At 32.9% G+C, this 16,752-nt stretch carries 16 protein-coding genes; 8 read left to right on the top strand and 8 right to left on the bottom strand.

Annotated features, from left to right (window positions below; translation table 11 throughout):
* Positions 1-233: 233 nt before the first annotated feature.
* The 5 genes from ABYI63_RS12130 to ABYI63_RS12110 all read left to right on the top strand — a co-directional run bounded on the left by ABYI63_RS12130 (position 234) and on the right by ABYI63_RS12110 (position 4,894).
* Positions 234-1,562, top strand: a complete 1,329-nt coding sequence (locus tag ABYI63_RS12130) for a DUF1566 domain-containing protein (protein WP_372756619.1) — start codon at positions 234-236, stop codon at positions 1,560-1,562.
* Positions 1,563-1,731: 169 nt separating this feature from the next.
* Positions 1,732-2,472 carry a YHYH protein gene (locus tag ABYI63_RS12125; protein WP_372756618.1) on the top strand — a complete coding sequence of 247 codons (741 nt, stop codon included), beginning with the start codon at positions 1,732-1,734 and terminating at the stop codon, positions 2,470-2,472.
* Entirely contained in the window at positions 2,472-3,086 is a 615-nt protein-coding gene (locus ABYI63_RS12120; protein WP_372756617.1) for a toxin-antitoxin system YwqK family antitoxin, read from the top strand. The genes ABYI63_RS12125 and ABYI63_RS12120 overlap by 1 nt, the downstream gene beginning before the upstream one ends.
* On the top strand, positions 3,064-3,765 hold the full coding sequence (locus ABYI63_RS12115) for an SCO family protein (RefSeq protein ID WP_372756616.1): 702 nt from the start codon (positions 3,064-3,066) through the stop codon (positions 3,763-3,765). Before ABYI63_RS12120 ends, ABYI63_RS12115 begins: the two co-directional genes overlap by 23 nt.
* A gap of 79 nt (positions 3,766-3,844) precedes the next feature.
* Positions 3,845-4,894 (top strand): WD40/YVTN/BNR-like repeat-containing protein, encoded by a 1,050-nt coding sequence (locus ABYI63_RS12110; protein WP_372756615.1) that lies wholly within the window; start codon positions 3,845-3,847, stop codon positions 4,892-4,894.
* A gap of 52 nt (positions 4,895-4,946) precedes the next feature.
* On the opposite strand, the gene ABYI63_RS12105 is transcribed toward ABYI63_RS12110, so the two are convergent.
* From ABYI63_RS12105 to ABYI63_RS12075, 7 genes are all read right to left on the bottom strand, one after another.
* On the bottom strand, positions 4,947-5,369 hold the full coding sequence (locus ABYI63_RS12105; protein WP_372756614.1) for a hypothetical protein: 423 nt from the start codon (positions 5,367-5,369) through the stop codon (positions 4,947-4,949).
* Between the two features lie 93 nt (positions 5,370-5,462).
* A complete protein-coding gene (locus tag ABYI63_RS12100) occupies positions 5,463-5,966 on the bottom strand; it encodes a hypothetical protein (protein ID WP_372756613.1) in 504 nt (167 codons plus the stop codon).
* A gap of 33 nt (positions 5,967-5,999) precedes the next feature.
* Complete coding sequence (locus ABYI63_RS12095) at positions 6,000-6,542, bottom strand: RNA polymerase sigma factor (protein ID WP_372756612.1); 543 nt, start codon at positions 6,540-6,542, stop codon at positions 6,000-6,002.
* Between the two features lie 303 nt (positions 6,543-6,845).
* Complete coding sequence (locus tag ABYI63_RS12090) at positions 6,846-8,675, bottom strand: ABC transporter ATP-binding protein (protein WP_372756611.1); 1,830 nt, start codon at positions 8,673-8,675, stop codon at positions 6,846-6,848.
* Between the two features lie 80 nt (positions 8,676-8,755).
* The gene (locus ABYI63_RS12085) at positions 8,756-10,486 is read right to left on the bottom strand and encodes a phospho-sugar mutase (protein ID WP_372756610.1); all 1,731 of its coding nucleotides are present in this window, start codon (positions 10,484-10,486) and stop codon (positions 8,756-8,758) included.
* 235 nt (positions 10,487-10,721) lie between these two features.
* A complete protein-coding gene (locus tag ABYI63_RS12080) occupies positions 10,722-11,672 on the bottom strand; it encodes a glycosyltransferase family 2 protein (RefSeq protein WP_372756609.1) in 951 nt (316 codons plus the stop codon).
* A gap of 41 nt (positions 11,673-11,713) precedes the next feature.
* Positions 11,714-12,247: a DUF4199 domain-containing protein gene (locus ABYI63_RS12075; RefSeq protein ID WP_372756608.1), complete on the bottom strand. Its 534-nt coding sequence runs from the start codon at positions 12,245-12,247 to the stop codon at positions 11,714-11,716.
* Positions 12,248-12,405: 158 nt separating this feature from the next.
* Between ABYI63_RS12075 and ABYI63_RS12070 the strand changes: the two genes are divergently transcribed.
* The 3 genes from ABYI63_RS12070 (at position 12,406) to ABYI63_RS12060 (ending at position 15,081) form a co-directional block, all read left to right on the top strand.
* Positions 12,406-12,657, top strand: coding sequence for a type B 50S ribosomal protein L31 (locus tag ABYI63_RS12070; RefSeq protein WP_372756607.1), 252 nt, complete (start codon positions 12,406-12,408; stop codon positions 12,655-12,657).
* A gap of 153 nt (positions 12,658-12,810) precedes the next feature.
* On the top strand, positions 12,811-13,986 hold the full coding sequence (locus tag ABYI63_RS12065; protein WP_372756606.1) for a GlmU family protein: 1,176 nt from the start codon (positions 12,811-12,813) through the stop codon (positions 13,984-13,986).
* A 195-nt stretch (positions 13,987-14,181) separates the two neighbouring features.
* Positions 14,182-15,081 carry a TolB family protein gene (locus ABYI63_RS12060; RefSeq protein WP_372756605.1) on the top strand — a complete coding sequence of 300 codons (900 nt, stop codon included), beginning with the start codon at positions 14,182-14,184 and terminating at the stop codon, positions 15,079-15,081.
* On the opposite strand, the gene ABYI63_RS12055 is transcribed toward ABYI63_RS12060, so the two are convergent.
* On the bottom strand, positions 15,078-16,697 hold the full coding sequence (locus tag ABYI63_RS12055) for an ABC transporter substrate-binding protein (RefSeq protein WP_372756604.1): 1,620 nt from the start codon (positions 16,695-16,697) through the stop codon (positions 15,078-15,080). The genes ABYI63_RS12060 and ABYI63_RS12055 overlap by 4 nt on opposite strands.
* Between the last annotated feature and the right edge of the window lie 55 nt (positions 16,698-16,752).

Below are 16,752 nucleotides of genomic sequence, written 5' to 3'. Positions count from 1 at the left end.
CTTATAATTTCACAGTAACTAGAAAATACTTATTTGAATTAGTTAAAAACTAGATAGTAGAAAAAAATAGTGAGTTTTAGATGGACCCTTTCTTTATTGGGTCCATTTTTTTAAATTTTTTAATGGCATTAGCGCAAGTTTTTTTAAGGTTTAGTATCTAAATGTTTAAAGATGGAATACAAGGCTTTACATTCTTTAATAAAAGTCTATTATAAATAAAAATTTTAAAATATATGAAGGTTAACTTAACATTAGGGTTCATTTTGGTTATCCATTTTACGGTATTCAGTCAAATTCAAAACACTAAAAAGGAAGAACAACAATCTGTATTAATTGGTGCGTACAAAATTGTTGATACCAATCAAGAAAAATATTTCAATAATACAACAGATATAGAAAGACCTCAGGAGGGAGCAGCTTTTTATGGTCAGGATGCCGAATATAGAAAAAATAAACCGTCTTATGCAGATAATGGAGATGGCACTGTTACTGATAATGTTACTGGACTTGTTTGGCAAAAATCTTTTGAAGTTATGTCGTATGCAGAAGCCATTGAGAAGGTGAAAACTTTTAACCTTGCTAATAGAACCGATTGGCGAATTCCAAGTATAAAGGAAGCTTATTCACTTATTCAATTTAATGGCGTGGATGTTAGCAGTAATCAAATGAGTTCCTTGCCTAAAAGTGCGAAACCTTTTATTGATACAGCTTATTTTGATTTTGAATATGGCTCCAATGGAGATAGGGTGATTGATGTTCAATTACTATCATCTACAATATATCAGGGAACTACTATGGGAGGAGCAAAAACGGTTTTTGGGGTAAACCTAGCCGACGGGCGTATTAAAGGATATCCTATGGAAGGTCTTAAACGAAATAATGATGCCATGAACAAGAATACATCAGCAAGATCAAATAATAGAAATGAAATTAAATCAGGAGAAAGACCGGGAGGTCCTGCTGGAGAAAAATTATATACCGTTCGGTTTGTTTGTGGAAATTCGGAATACGGGAAAAATAACTTCAAGAATAATAACAATGGTACCATTTCCGATTTAGCTACCGGTTTAATGTGGAGCCAAAATGATAGTCAAAAAGGTATGAACTGGAAAGATGCTTTGGCATATGTACAGAAAAAAAATAAAGATAATTATTTAGGGTTTAATGATTGGCGTTTACCCAATGCTAAAGAATTGCAAAGTATTGTAGATTATAGCAGATCCCCACAAAAAACAGCTTCAGCCGCAATTAATGCCATTTTCAAGATTAGCGAGATAAAGGATGAAGTTGGAAAATCTGATTTTCCGTTTTTCTGGACTTCCACAACTCATGAAAACCAACGAGGCGGTGAAACTGCTATTTATGTTTGTTTTGGTGAATCTCCAGGTTTTATGAGAACACCTCGTTCCAACGCTATTAGCTTAATGGATGTTCATGGAGCTGGTTCTCAAAGGAGTGATCCAAAAGAAGGCAATGCAAGCGATTATCCACAGGGTCGTGGTCCGCAAGGCGATGTCATAAGAATTAATAATTATGTTCGATTAGTTAGGGATATAAACTGAACCTAAAACGGTACAGTTATTCCTGTTTTTTTTTTTATATTTATTATTGATTGGTTTTAAAAGCCTCATAATTAGTTTTATGGGGCTTTTATTTAAATTGAATTAAAATAAACCGCAAGTTTTTAATTTTTTTATCATCTAAAAATCTGTAATTCTAAAAAAGACTCAAATGAAAACGTTTTTCAGATTCTCGGTAGTGTATCATTTAATACTATTCACTTTTATAGCATGTTCTGGTGAAAATGCCTCTAGCGAGGTGGAGGAGGAAGCAGTAACAGAACTGCATGCCGCATTTTCGGCCTTTAATACAGATGCCGTAACCATCTATGCTTCCGGATCCAATATTGTAATAGAAACAACCGGTTTGCCAAATCATAAAACGGTTTATTGGGGAAAAAATAGTAGTTTATACATGGCTGAGCCCGATGTGGATTTAACACCATCAATAATGACGAGTAACAATAATGCTGTGACTATGACAGTTGATGCAACTCCAAATCTAACAGGAAACACAGTTTCAACAGCTTTAAATACCATTGGAATTGCAGTAAGTGGAGCGTCTATATTTAATGACCAAGAAGGAAATGGTGCATTAAATGATGCGGCTTCAAGTCTAGACTGGACAGGGGCACATATTGGTCCGGGTGTATATCATTACCATTTAGAGCCTAAGGCGTTTACAGATGATGATTCTAACTTAGTAGGTATTTTAAAGGATGGTGTATTTCTATATGGTAGAAAATGTAGTTCAACAGGAACTTACCCAACTAATTTAGATGCTTCTGGTGGTCATACTTCTGCAACTCAGTATACAGATGGAGAGGCGGAATATCATTATCATATTATAAACGAAATTTATTCAACAACAGGATCGTACATCGCATTTGCTGGTCCGTATAGAGGTTACTAATGAAAACTGAGCTAAAGTTTTTAGTGTTGCTTTTTTCTGTAGTTTGGTTTACAGGATGCCAAGAAACTTCAAAAAAGGAGGTGGTTTTTAATGAAAACACAACTGTTGTTATAGATTCCTTTCAAGTAGCTAAAATACAATTGGTTTTAAACCAATTAGAGGGAACGTGGTACTATAAAAACAAGCCTTTTAATGGCTATGCCTTAAAGTTTTATTCTAATGGTGTACTGGAAGAAAGACTAGGTTTCTATAATGGAAAAAGAGAGGGGGTTGCAAAAAGATGGTCGGAAAATGGTGTATTAAGAGTGGAATCTTTCTACCGTCAAAATAAATTAGTAGGTACCTATAAAGGCTTTTGGGAGAATGGAAAACCGTCAGAAGCTTCTTTTTATGTTGATGGTGTTAAACAAGGTGAAGAAAAACAATGGTATGATAATGGTCAGTTAGCCAAATTACGTCGATTAGTAGATGGAACGGAACAAGGCATGCAACAAGCTTGGTTAAAAAATGGCACTATGTATATTAATTATGAAGCTAAAAATGGTCGTGTTTTTGGTTTATTGAGGTCTAATTTATGTTATCAACTAGAAGATGAAGTGGTTATTAGAGAATAAAGTAAATAGTTTGGTTTTTGTAATGTTAGTGATTCTTATCGTCGGTTGTAAAAAAGAAGTGAAAAAAGTGGCATTACAGGTAAAGGGACAAGAAAGTAGCAGAGTGGAGTACTTACCATACTATAACGATGAGTCTTTTACCCCACATTGGATCACACCAAATAGTAAAGAAGAAAAAACGTTTCATAAAATTCCTGAGTTTAACTTAACAAATCAATTAGGGGAAATCGTAACTCATAAGACCTTTGAAAATAAAATCTATGTTACGGACTTCTTTTTTGCTAGTTGCCCTGGAATTTGTCCGCAAATGACAAGTAGTATGTATAAATTACAAGAGGTGTTCGAGCATGATGCTGAGGTTTTGTTTTTATCCCATACCGTTACACCCACAAGAGATTCTGTGCCAGTATTGAAAACTTATGCAGAAAAGAACGGGGTTATTAGTGGTAAATGGCATCTAGTAACAGGCAATAAAACTGAAATTTATAATTTAGGACGAAACCAATATTTCGTTGAAAACGACTTAGGAACTCCTAAAGATATCAACGACTTTTTACACTCAGAAAACTTTTTGTTAATTGATAAGAACAAACATATTAGAGGAATTTATAATGGTTTAAATAGAGCGTCCATGGCGCAATTAGTTACAGACATAAAAGCGTTGAAAAAGGAAATTTGAATTAGTTGAATTGATTTTTAGCAGAAAGGCTTCATGTTTTTACGTGAAGCTTTTCTATTTTTATGCGAAATTGAAATTTATGGAAAAATATTATTCTATTCTTGTTTGTATGTTTCTTATGTTTTCATGTGGAAAAAAAGAAACGTATTCACCTAGAGATTTTAAAGAAGTTGAAGTAGAAACCATTTTTCAAGATTCTCTATTAAGTATCCGTGCTATTGAATTATTGAATGATGGTAGTTTGGCATTTGCAGGAAATAATGGTGTTTTCGGACTTTATAATCCAATAAAAGATAACTGGGTAACTTCAGTACAAGAATTAGATAGTCTTAAACTGCATTTTAGAGCTGTAGCTCATACAGCAACGGATTTTTTTATGTTGAGTATTGAAAGTCCTGCTGTGTTATATAAAACTGGTAATACCGGGCATATGGAAATAGTTTATAGAGAAAACCACCCTGACGTGTTTTATGATGCTATGGCATTTTGGGATAATCAACATGGCATTGCTATGGGTGACCCTGTTGATGGTTGCTTGAGTATTATTATAACTCATGATGGTGGTACTACTTGGGAAAAATTACCATGCAACGAATTACCAAAAACGAAAGTAGGAGAAGCTGCTTTTGCGGCAAGTAATTCTAATATAGCCATAGTTGGCCATCACACTTGGATTGCAACGGGAGGGGCATCCAGCAGCGTATTATATTCTCCAGATAAAGGGCAAACTTGGCAAATTTTTAAAACACCAATGGTTCAGGGTTCAGAGACATCGGGAATTTATTCAATTGATTTTTATGATGAATTAAATGGTTTTGCTATTGGTGGAGATTATACTAAACCGGACTACAATGTGGCGAATAAAATAAAAACGACGGATGGTGGTAAAACATGGAATTTAGTAGGGAAAAATCAAAATCCTGGCTATAGAAGCTGTGTACAATACATTCCGAATAGTAATGGAAATGAACTTGTTACTACTGGTTTTAAAGGGATAGATTTTAGTAATGATGCTGGTGATACCTGGAAGCATTTAAGTGATGAAGGATTTTATACTATTAGGTTTGTAAATGATAGTATTGCTTATGCAGCGGGTTCCGGACGAATTTCTAAGCTTACTTTTAGGTAATAAAAAAAGAGGAATTTAATTCCTCTTTTTTTATTGTTGATTTTTTATCTTTTTAAGAACGCCCTCTTTTTTTATATTCATCAAACATTTTACGCTTAAAATCATCTTCAATTTTATATAAAAGTATAACTTTTTTGGCAGATATGGCTTTTATAAGATTGTTAATGTATTCATTTTCAAGGCTATTCTTTTTAGTTTGGTTTAGTCGATGCTCTTTAATTAGTTGTCTAGCATCTTCTTCAGAGATAGCATCTACATTTTTTTTTCTTAGTTCGTATTCCTCTTTTCTTAATTTTGAATTTTCATCTTCAAAATTGTTATAAATAGGCCAAAATTGTTGCGCTTCCTTTTCAGTTAAATTTAACTTCTCGGTTATATATGCAATTTTTAAGGTCTTTATCTTATCTCTATTGGATTGTGCCATTGTTATAAGTGAAAAACTTAATATGAATAGCAGGCTTGTAAGTGTTTTCATGTGTTTGTGTTTATTGCTTTTTGGGCATATGGAATTTCCATTCAATTATTTTTTTTAAAGGTCAATACTTCAGTGTGGAAATTTCATGTTGCTTTACTTTGTAATTATATCTTCAATTTCTAAGTTATCAAAAACATAGTTTTCTATGATTTCTGAACTATAACCGTCATGTATCAATTTTACATCCATTAAGTCTTCATCTGTAAAAAGTGAAGCAAATTCGGTTGCTTCTAAATCTTCATCAATAAAATAATTTTCAATGCTCGCAGTATCTACAGTTTCAATAGTAATAGTTTCTTTTGTGTTATTCACAAAAATGTTGATAAATAGAATTAAACTGGCTGCAACAGCTGCAATGTATGATGCTTTACGCCATGTAATTAATTTAATTACTTTGGTATCTTTTTTAGGTTCTACTGCTTTAATTATTTTATCTTCCAATGTGCTAAAATAATTTTCAGGCACTTTATACCCTGTTTTAGAAACTGATTCCTGTAGCTTAATCTCACTTAAAATAGTATCTTCAATCGAGGCAAAGTAATCCTTTGGGACCTTAAATCCAGTATCTTTTATATTATGTAATTTATTTGTGCTCATCTTTGTAATAAGACTTGTTTTTTTGTAAAAGGTTTAATTTTCAATTAAATATGCTTCGATTTTTTTTACAGCAATGTGATAAGAAGCCTTCAATGCGCCTTCACTTGTTTCTAATATTTCGGATATTTCAGAATACTTTAATTCCTGAAAATATTTCATATTAAACACTAATTGTTGTTTTTCTGGTAGTGTAGCGATTGCTTTTTGTAACTTAAGCTGAATAGCATCACCTTCAAAATAAACATCCGAACTTAAATTATTTAGAGCGAGTAATTGAACCTCCTCGTTTGTTGTTTGTAACTTTTTAGCATTTTGGTTAATATATGAAATGGATTCATTAGTAGCAATTCTGTACATCCATGAAAATAATTTACTGTCTCCCTTAAAGTTATGAATATTTTTATAAACTTTTATGAAGGTGTTCTGTAGCACATCGTCAGTGTCGTCATGATCTTTTACAATGTTTCTTATATGCCAATATAACCGCTCTTTGTATAACGTTATTAACGTTCTAAAGGCTTGTTCTTTATGGCTTTCCGATTTTAATTGCTCTATTAACTGTACTTCGTCAATCACAAAAATACTTTAGTAGTTAGACTTATAAACCTATTAAAAGTTTAAAATGATTTTATTTAAATTTTTATTGAATCTTTAACTTGCTGTAAAACAGTGGTTTAAAAATAAAAAATCCGACTAAGTGTAAATTAAATACGATAAAATACATTTTTTCTTGTAGGATAAGTTATTTTGTTTTAAATTTGTATCAGAAACCTACTTATATGTTAGTCTTCCCCAAGTCTAACTTAACAAAAAAAAGGATAGAAGCCCAAATCTCTATCCTTTTTTAGTTTTTATCAGGTTACGAGATAAATAGGAAATCTATTCAAAGCTTTGCATTTCTACAAGCTTTTTGTAAACACCATTTTTTATTATCAGATCGGAATGTTTTCCTTTCTCTACTATTTCACCTTTATTCAATACTACAATTTCGTCGGCATTTTGAATTGTGGAAAGCCTATGAGCAATAACGATGGATGTTCTGTTTTTCATCATATTTTCCAAAGCCACTTGAACCAGGCGTTCGCTTTCTGTATCAAGAGCTGATGTAGCTTCGTCCAAAACCATTATCGGCGGACTTTTTAATACCGCACGAGCAATACTTAATCGTTGCTTTTGGCCTCCTGAAAGCTTATTACCAGCATCCCCAATATTAGTTTCAATACCATTTGGTAGTTGGCTTACAAATTCCCATGCATTGGCTATTTTTAAAGCCTCAATTACCTCTTCATCAGTTGCATCGTCTTTTCCGAGCTTTAAATTATTTTTTATACTGTCATTGAACAAGATGGCATCTTGGGTAACAATGCCTAATTGTTGACGTAATGATTTGGTTGATAAATCTTTAATATTAATGCCGTCAATTAAAATACTGCCTTCATTAACATCATAAAAACGGGTTATTAAATTGGCAATTGTAGATTTTCCACTTCCAGATTGCCCAACCAATGCCACGGTTTTCCCTTTGGGAATGGTTAATGAGAAATTCTTTAAAACGTTTTCTTTTTCATATTTAAATGAAATATTTTCAAAGACAATTTCAGAGTCGAAACCAGTTTTGGTAATTGCATCTTTTTTATCTTTTAAAGGGTTTGGAGTATCAATAATTTCCTGAATACGTTCAGCGGCAGCATCACCTTGTTTGATGTTGTAAAGCCCTCTAGAAATGGCTTTGGCTGGTACCATAATGTTGTAGGCTAATCCCATATAGGCGATGAATGAACTACCATCTAAAGAATTATCCACTAGTACTAACTGACCACCATACCATAACAAAATAGAAATAACCAAAATGCCTAAAAACTCACTGGTTGGAGATGCTAAGTTTTGACGGTTATATAATTTATTAGAAAAATTATAAGAGCGTTTTGAAGATTCTTCAAATTTGTTATTGAATTTATCTTCAGCGTTAAATCCCTTTATGATACGTAATCCTGTTAATGTTTCTTCTAAAATTGAAAGAATTACACCTTGTTCTTTTTGCACACGATCTGATTTTCGTTTTAAACTTTTTCCTATTCTAGATATTATAATACCAGATACAGGAATAAAAATAAATACAAAAATGGTTAGTTTTAAACTTAAAATAACCATCATTGTTAGTGTGAAAATAATGGATAAAGGCTCTCTTGCTATCAGTTCTAAAACGGGTAACATGGAGTATTCCAAGGTGGAAATATCATTGGTAACACGAGACATAATATCGCCTTTTTTCTGTTCAGAGAAGAAAGAAAGGGGAAGCTCAACTGTTTTTTTATAAACCTTATTTCTTAAATCGCGAACTACACCATTTCTTAAGAAAACCATGAAGTAATTGGCTAAATAGCCAAAAATATTTTTTAATAAAAACAAGGCAATTATTAAACTGACTACCATAAGTAAAGCCTTCTGCGGATCGTTTTCAGCATATAAGTTTACCTGATAAGATAAAAAGTCTTTGTAATAGTCCTTTAAGCTTGCAATACCATTATAAACAGGTTTTACCATAACTTCTGTTGTATCTTTCTGTTCAAACAGAATATCTAGCATTGGTATTAATGCTACAAACGATAAGGCACCGAATAGGGCATAGAGTACGTTTGATATAATATGGCCTAACGCATACTTTTTATAAGGTTTAGCATACTTTAGGATATTTAAAAATTGATTCATTAAATAAGATTTGTCTGTTTATAAAACATGCTTTTATGTTTCCATAAAAGCATGCAAATTTTTGGCAAATATACGGGTTATTATATTAATTTCATGTCTTTTAAAATAGCTTCCGCTTTTGCATCAAGTGCTGTTTCGGTTTTACTAAAATCGGCAACCGCATTTAATTTCGTGTTTACGCTTACGTAAAATTTGATTTTTGGTTCAGTTCCACTAGGTCTTAAAGCTACTTGACTGCCATCCTCCAAATAGTAAATAATTACGTTTGATTTTGGAATGTCAATAGAAGCTGTTTCACCAGTTACCATATTTTTAGAAACTGATAAATCATAATCTTCAATTTTTAAAACTTTAGATCCATTTACAATTTTAATAGGGTTTTCACGTGCATCAACCATCATTTGTGTAATTTCTTGTGCACCTTCAATACCTTTTTTAGTTAAGGATACTAATTTTTCTTTATAGCAACCGTGCTCAACATATAGGTCTAAAAGTTCGTTGTAAAAAGAACTACCATTAGCTTTTGTTACTGCAGCAATTTCGCAGGCAAGTAGGGTAGAGGTAACGGCGTCTTTATCACGAACAAAATCACCAACCATAAAGCCAAAACTTTCTTCACCACCACCAATAAAATCAAGTTCAGGGAAGTCTTTAATCAGTTTTGCAATCCATTTAAAACCAGTTAAAACAATTTTGCTATCTACTTTATAAGCATCAGCTAATTTGTTCAGCATAGGTGTTGATACAATTGTTGAAGCGATAAACTGGTTACCATTAATTTTATCTGCAGCTTTCCATTGTTTTAAAAGGAAATCGGTCATCATTAACATGGTTTGATTTCCGTTAAGTAATTGTAGTTTATTTTCTGAATTACGCACAGCCACACCTAGGCGGTCGCAATCTGGGTCGGTACCAATAACGATATCTGCATTTACTTTTTCGGCAAGTTCTAAAGCCATTTTTAAGGCTGCAGGTTCTTCTGGGTTTGGTGAAGCCACTGTTGGAAAATTACCGTCTGGAACCTCTTGTTCTTTTACAATATGTACATTTTTAAATCCAGCACGTTTTAAAGTTTCGGGAACTGCTGTGATTGAAGTACCGTGTAACGAGGTGAAAACAATAGTTAAATCGTCTTTCGCAGTGCTGGGAGTATTAAAGTTGGCATTTTTTACAGATTCGGTAATAAAGGCATCATCAACTTCTTTTCCTATGTATTCTATAAGTGAATCGTTGGCTTCAAATTTGATGTCAGAATATTGTAAACTATCAATAACTTTAATGATTTCGCCATCTTGTGGTGGTACTAATTGTCCGCCATCTTGCCAATAAACTTTATAACCATTGTATTCTGGTGGGTTGTGAGATGCTGTTAAAACGATTCCACAATGGCAGTTTAAATGTTTTACAGCGAATGATAATTCTGGTGTAGGACGAAGATCTTCAAATAAATATACTTGAATTCCGTTAGCAGAAAACACATCGGCTACCACTTTGGCAAGCGATTTACTATTGTTTCTGCAATCATAAGCTATTACTGCTTTTGGCGTTTCATTTGGAAACGATTTAATTAGGTAATTACTTAAGCCTTGTGTGCTTTTTCCTAGAGTATATTTGTTAATACGGTTGGTTCCTACACCCATAATACCACGCATACCACCAGTACCAAATTCTAGGTCTTTATAAAAACTTTCTTGAATGTCTTTTGGGTTGTGAGCAATGCTATTTTTTATAATAGACTGGGTTTCGGCATCAAAAGTTGGGGTTAGCCACGAGTTAATTCGATCTAAAATTTTTGGTTCAATGTGTATCATAATTTTTTAAAAATAATATGTTTTAAAAATAATTAATGGGTATGGTAATATTTTGGCAAAAGTTACTAATTTGAAGTGAAATGTTAATGTTTTAGTGTGATTTTTTTGTCATTATTGTAAAAACTAAGGTTTGAAGTTGTTTATTTTGCGTTAGGGATTGTAGTGGAAAGCCCGCAGCGACGCAGGAGCGAGGCCTTGTAACGTAAAGCCCGACCCTTGCGGTAACGCCCTATGGCTATTCCAAATTTAATTCTTCTTTAATTAGATAGCGTTTTTTATCTTGTTTGGTTCGCAATACGATTTCGCCTAAAAACCCAGCTACAAAAAATTGGGTACCAATTATCATGGTTGAAAGCGATAAGTAGAATTGTGGACGCTCGGTTATTAATCTTCCTGTAGGATTTAAAAATAGTTTATCTATACCTAAATAAATGGCGAAGGCGAACCCAATAGTTATCATGATGAAGCCTAGTGCTCCAAATAAATGCATGGGTTGTTTGCCAAAACGAGATAAGAACCAAATGGTTATTAAATCTAGGAAGCCATGAATAAATCGGTTCATGCCGAATTTGGTTTCGCCATATTTTCGGGCCTGGTGCAGAACAATTTTTTCGGTAATTTTTATGAAACCTGCATTTTTTGCTAAAACAGGGATGTAGCGATGCATTTCGCCATTAACATCTATGTTTTTAACAAGGTCCAGTTTATAGGCTTTTAAACCGCAATTAAAATCGTTGAGTTTTACGCCTGATGTTTTTCTAGCTGCCCAATTAAATAGTTTTGAAGGTAAATTTTTGGAAAGAACGGAGTCGTAGCGTTTCTTTTTCCATCCAGAAACCAAATCGTATCCATCGGTGGCAATTAGTTTGTAAAGTTCTGGAATTTCGTCGGGGTTGTCTTGTAAATCGGCATCCATGGTTATTACGACATCTCCAGAAGCTTTTTCAAACCCAGCATGAAGGGCTTGGGATTTTCCAAAGTTTTTTAAAAATCTAATGCCTTTTACATTGGGGTTTATTGATGAAATTTTGGAAATTACATTCCAAGAGTCATCGGTGCTACCATCGTCAATAAAAAGGATTTCATAAGAAAAACGATTGGTTTGCATCACGTTTACAATCCAATCGTGTAATTCGTTTATGGATTCTTGTTCGTTAAGTAGTGGGATAACTACTGATATATTCATTTAAAAGCTTTCAAAAAGTTGATGCTTCAAAAATACAGAATTTATTCGGTGTCGGGTTTCTTTTTTTTCATAGCAGCGGCAACTATCAAACCAACTACGCTAAACCCTACCAATTGCCAAACTAAAGACTGTAAAACATTGCCAAGGGAATACATGTTTCCTTGTGCTTCCATTTTTTCAACAGTTTCTGCAACAACTTCCGCAGGCACATTAAAGTTTTGTAATCTTTCAACTTGGGCATTAATTATTTTTTCTTGTAAAATGTTTGAAGCTTCTGTATCAACAACATTAAAAATTAGAACACTAACAAAGGCACTAATTAAAAGACCAATAAGAATGGTTATAAAATAGGCGGAAAAGGTATGTTTGAAACTAAGAAATCCTTCATTAGTTTTTTTAACGGCTATAACCGAAAGAATTCCAAATATGATAATAATTGCTATAATTGTTAGGCCAAACCAAACTTGCGTGTATAAATCTAGGTTTATGGCATAGGCTAATACGGTTATTAATGCTAGTAATACGCCTAGATAAAGCCCGTAATTTGTAGCAATTGATTTTAATGATTTTTCCATAATTTATGTATTTTTGTGTTGGTTATAGTAGTTAGTAAGTAAAGATATAAAAACGTTACAATTTTATTGAAAATAAAAATACAAAAAAGTATTGTGGAATTGTAAAAAATGATTATTTTTGCAATCCAAAATTGAAAAGAATATTAAAGCTTTAAGCGATGAAAAAAGATATACATCCAGAAAATTATAGAATTGTTGCATTTAAAGATATGTCTAACGAAGATGTGTTTTTAACTAAATCTACTGCTAACACAAGTGAAACTTTAGAAGTTGATGGTGTTGAGTATCCACTAATCAAAATGGAGATTTCTAGAACATCGCACCCATTTTACACTGGTAAATCTAAATTAATAGACACAGCTGGTCGTATTGATAAATTTAAAAGCAAATACGCTAAGTTTTCAAAATAAACTCAAGCAATTACATAAAAAAAAGCCTTCTATATTTAATATGGAAGGCTTTTTTATTTTGTACAATTATCCTACTTTTGGATAGATAATAATAAGTTTAAGTTTTAAGTAAAGCAACTTTTAACTTTTAACTTAAAAACTTCCAGCTTTGTTATGAATTATATTCTTTTTGACGGTCCGTCTAGAAATAGCTTGTTACCGTTTACATTTACCAGGCCAGTTGCCGATATAAGAATTGGAATATTAACCATTAGAGAGAAATGGGAAATGTTTTTAGATTCTACAACAACAACAGTTACCGAAGATTATTTGTCCGATAAATACCCCATGGTAGAAATGGATGAGAATGTAATGATTAACGCCTCCTATTTGCCAAATTTGGAATTAGTAGAAATGGTTAAAGGCTTACAAGACAACCAAGCTATTTTTAAAGACGAAGATGTTATTGCTTTTTTTCATAAAGACTCGCAGGAAGAAGTAAATTTTGAAACCTATGAGGCTATTGAATTTAACGAAGAGGTTATTAAGATAGAACATACTTGGGATATATTTTTAAAAAATGGCGAAGCGCTGCAAGAAGATTTTAATTTAATTACCAATGGAAGAGAATCTATTCCACTTTCATCAAGCAATAATACAATTGCTCCGCAGAACATATTTATAGAAGAAGGAGCTAAGTTAGAATTTGTAACCTTAAATGCTAGTAATGGCCCAATTTACATAGGCAAAAATGCAGAAATTATGGAAGGCACCCTTATCCGTGGTCCTTTTGCTTTGGGTGATGATTCGATAGTGAAAATGGGGGCTAAGATATATGGTCCAACTACGGTGGGTTCTGGTTGTAAAGTAGGAGGTGAAATCACTAATTCGGTTATTTTTGACCATTCAAACAAGGGGCATGAAGGCTATTTAGGTAACTCTGTAATTGGAGAATGGTGTAACTTGGGGGCTGATACCAATACGTCAAATCTAAAGAATAATTACGCTCAAGTGCGATTATGGGATTATGAAACCGAGCGTTTTGCTAATACTGGTTTGCAGTTTTGCGGACTTATGATGGGTGATCATAGTAAGTGTGGAATTAATACCATGTTTAATACTGGAACTGTTGTTGGCGTAAGTTCAAATATCTTTGGAAGTGGATTTCCTCGAAATTTTATTCCTAGTTTTAGCTGGGGTGGTAGTGGTGGCTTTACACCATTTATAACTAAAAAAGCATTTGAAGTAGCTGAAGTGGTTATGGCGAGACGAAATATAGAATTTACGGATCAAGACAAAGCAATTTTAGAACATATTTTTGAGGAAACAAAAAAGTATAGACGCGAGTAGTGATTTTTTTTTATAGGATTTTCAATAAGTTTCCCTTTTATTTTGTTGCTTAGATAAAGGTTGTAATGAATAGAACCTCTTAAAGATTATTGGTTTGTTTGTTAAACCTAACCTTGTGTTTCAACCTTACTGCTTATGAAATCTATTTTAAAATGAGTTAAAGTTTTGTATATTTGAGTGTTACACTTAAACTAAATGACAAAATTACTCTGTTTTATCATCTTTCTGTTAAGTTTTATTGGTTTTTCTCAAGTTGAAAATTATACGGTTAAAAGCCATGAGATTAACACTGAATATCCTCATTTTGGGTTGATGCTACTTTCTGATTCTAAATTAATTTTTACCACTTATTTGTTAGATAGAAAGGATAGATTAAAGCGCCTAGAAGGGAATCCGATTCTTGCCATTTTTGAATCCGATGTTGATGGTTTTGGCGGTATTTTAAACATAAAAGATATTGTTATTGATTCAAATGAAAAAATAAATTATATCACATCTGCAACCATGTCTTCTAATGGAAAGCAATTGTTTATTACCACAACAATTGATGAAAATAACATAACGGAAGATAATTTTCTAATAAAGGTTGGAGAGTTTAAATCGGGAAAGGGGTGGACAAATTTTAAAACCTTACCGTTTTGTAATCCTAAATACTCTTATGCACACCCTTCATTAAGTGCAGATGGTAAAACGTTATATTTTACATCTAATATTCGTGGAGGAAAGGAAACAACTAGAGGTGGCTCTGATATTTTTAAAGTGGATGTTTTGGGGGACAATACATTTAGTGAGCCCCAAAATTTAGGAAGCAAAGTGAACTCTTATAGTAGGGAAATGTTTCCTTTCATGGCAACCGATGGTACTTTGTATTTTGCATCGAACAGACCAAATGGTTTTGGCGGGTATGATATTTACAAATGCAAAAAGAATGCGCATGGAGCATTCGAAAAGGCTGAAAAACTTCCGGAGCCCATAAATAGTGATAAAGACGACTTTTCATTTGTTATAAATTCAAAGAATACAGCAGGTTACTTTTCGTCTAAACGAGAAAAGGGCAAAGGCAGTGATGATGTGTATTTTTTTATGAGACATTAATTTTTTTCAACCTGCTTCAGCTCTAATAAATTAATAGGGTTAATACCTAGGCCCTTCACGTTTTTTCGTGTAAAACGCACTACTTCATCATAAAACATTACCACTACTGGAGCTTTTTGCATAACTAAGCTATCCATTTTGGCGTATAAAACTTCACGTTTTTTAGTGTCAGTAATAGTAAAGGCTTCTTCATACCATTTATCGAAGTCTGCATTCTTAAAATGGGAATAATTGGGGCCGTTAGGGGCAAAGTTTTTACTGTAATAAAGCGATAAATAATTTTCAGCATCTGGATAATCGGCAACCCAACTCGCTCTAAACAAATTAAGTTTTCCGTTGGCTTTGGCATCTTTTAAAGTAGCTGCTGGTATAACATCTACATTTACTATTAATCCCATTTTTTGGAGTTCACGTTGTATATATTCGCAAAAACTTAAATAATTACCGGTAGTTGTAATAGATATTTCTGGGCTTTTAATACCTGTCTCCTTTTTAAACTGGGATATTAATTGTTTGGCTTTTTCTGGTTGATAATTATAGCCAATAGTTTCGTTATAGCCAGGTAAACCCTTTGGGATAAATCCACCAGTAGCAGGTATGCCCACGCCATTTCGTAAATAAATCATCATTTTTTTACGGTCAAATCCATAGTTTACGGCTTTTCTAATTAGTTCCGACTGTATTTCAGAAACTTCAGAATCTAAATAAAAAGCTAAATATTCTGTGTTTAAATACGGACCTCGGATCATATTAACCTCATTTTTATATAAATCTCGAAGTTGACCGTTTGCTGTTAAAATTTCATCTTTGTAGGAGGCGTCTAAGCCTGATACAAAATCGATATTACCTTGCGCAAATTGTAAAAATTCACTTTGTTTATCTGGTAAAAATGTAACCGAAACGGCCTCTAAATAGGGTAGTTTTTTGCCTTGTTTATCGATTTCAAAATAGTTTGGGTTTTTTCTAAAAACCAATTTAATGTTTTCTTCCCAACGTTTAAACTGAAATGGTCCAGTACCAATAGGGTGGGATCTAAAATCACTGCCATAGTGTTCTACAATTTCTTTTGGAACTACCGAACAATACTTCATAGTAAGCAAGCCTAAAAATGCTGGAAAAGGTTGTTTTAGTTGAATTTGAAAAAGTGTGTCGTTTACTGCTTTAAACCCTTCAACTTTATCGAAAACCCAACTTCCTGGCGATGCAATTTGTTTATCGATTAAGCGATTCAAACTGTATTGAAAATCGTTAGCAGTTACGGTGCGGGTGGAGTCTTTTCCAAATAAGGGATCTTTATGAAAATAAACATCATTTCGTAATAAAAATGAGTAGGTCAGTGCATCCTCAGAAATAGTCCAACTTTTCGAAATACATGGCTGTACATTTAGCTGTTCGTCCATCTGTACCAAACCATTAAATAATTGATTTGTGGCCCATATATCTGCTATGTCTTTAGAAAAAGCAGGGTCCAATGAACCAATATTTTTATGCTCGTTATACCTGAAAACTAAATTTTCGTTATGTGATTTTGTGTTCTTTTTACAAGAAAGCATTAATAGTAGTATGCAACTAATTGATAAATAGCTTATTATTTGTTTCGAAATAGGTTTTATCATATAACTAATTAGTTGTAAATTTGCATGCTTTTAAAGCGAATAGGTAAATATAAAG

The sequence above is a fragment of the Mariniflexile sp. genome (assembly GCF_041583155.1).
Lineage (GTDB): Bacteria > Bacteroidota > Bacteroidia > Flavobacteriales > Flavobacteriaceae > Mariniflexile.
This window is presented reverse-complemented; position numbering and strand designations above follow the sequence as displayed.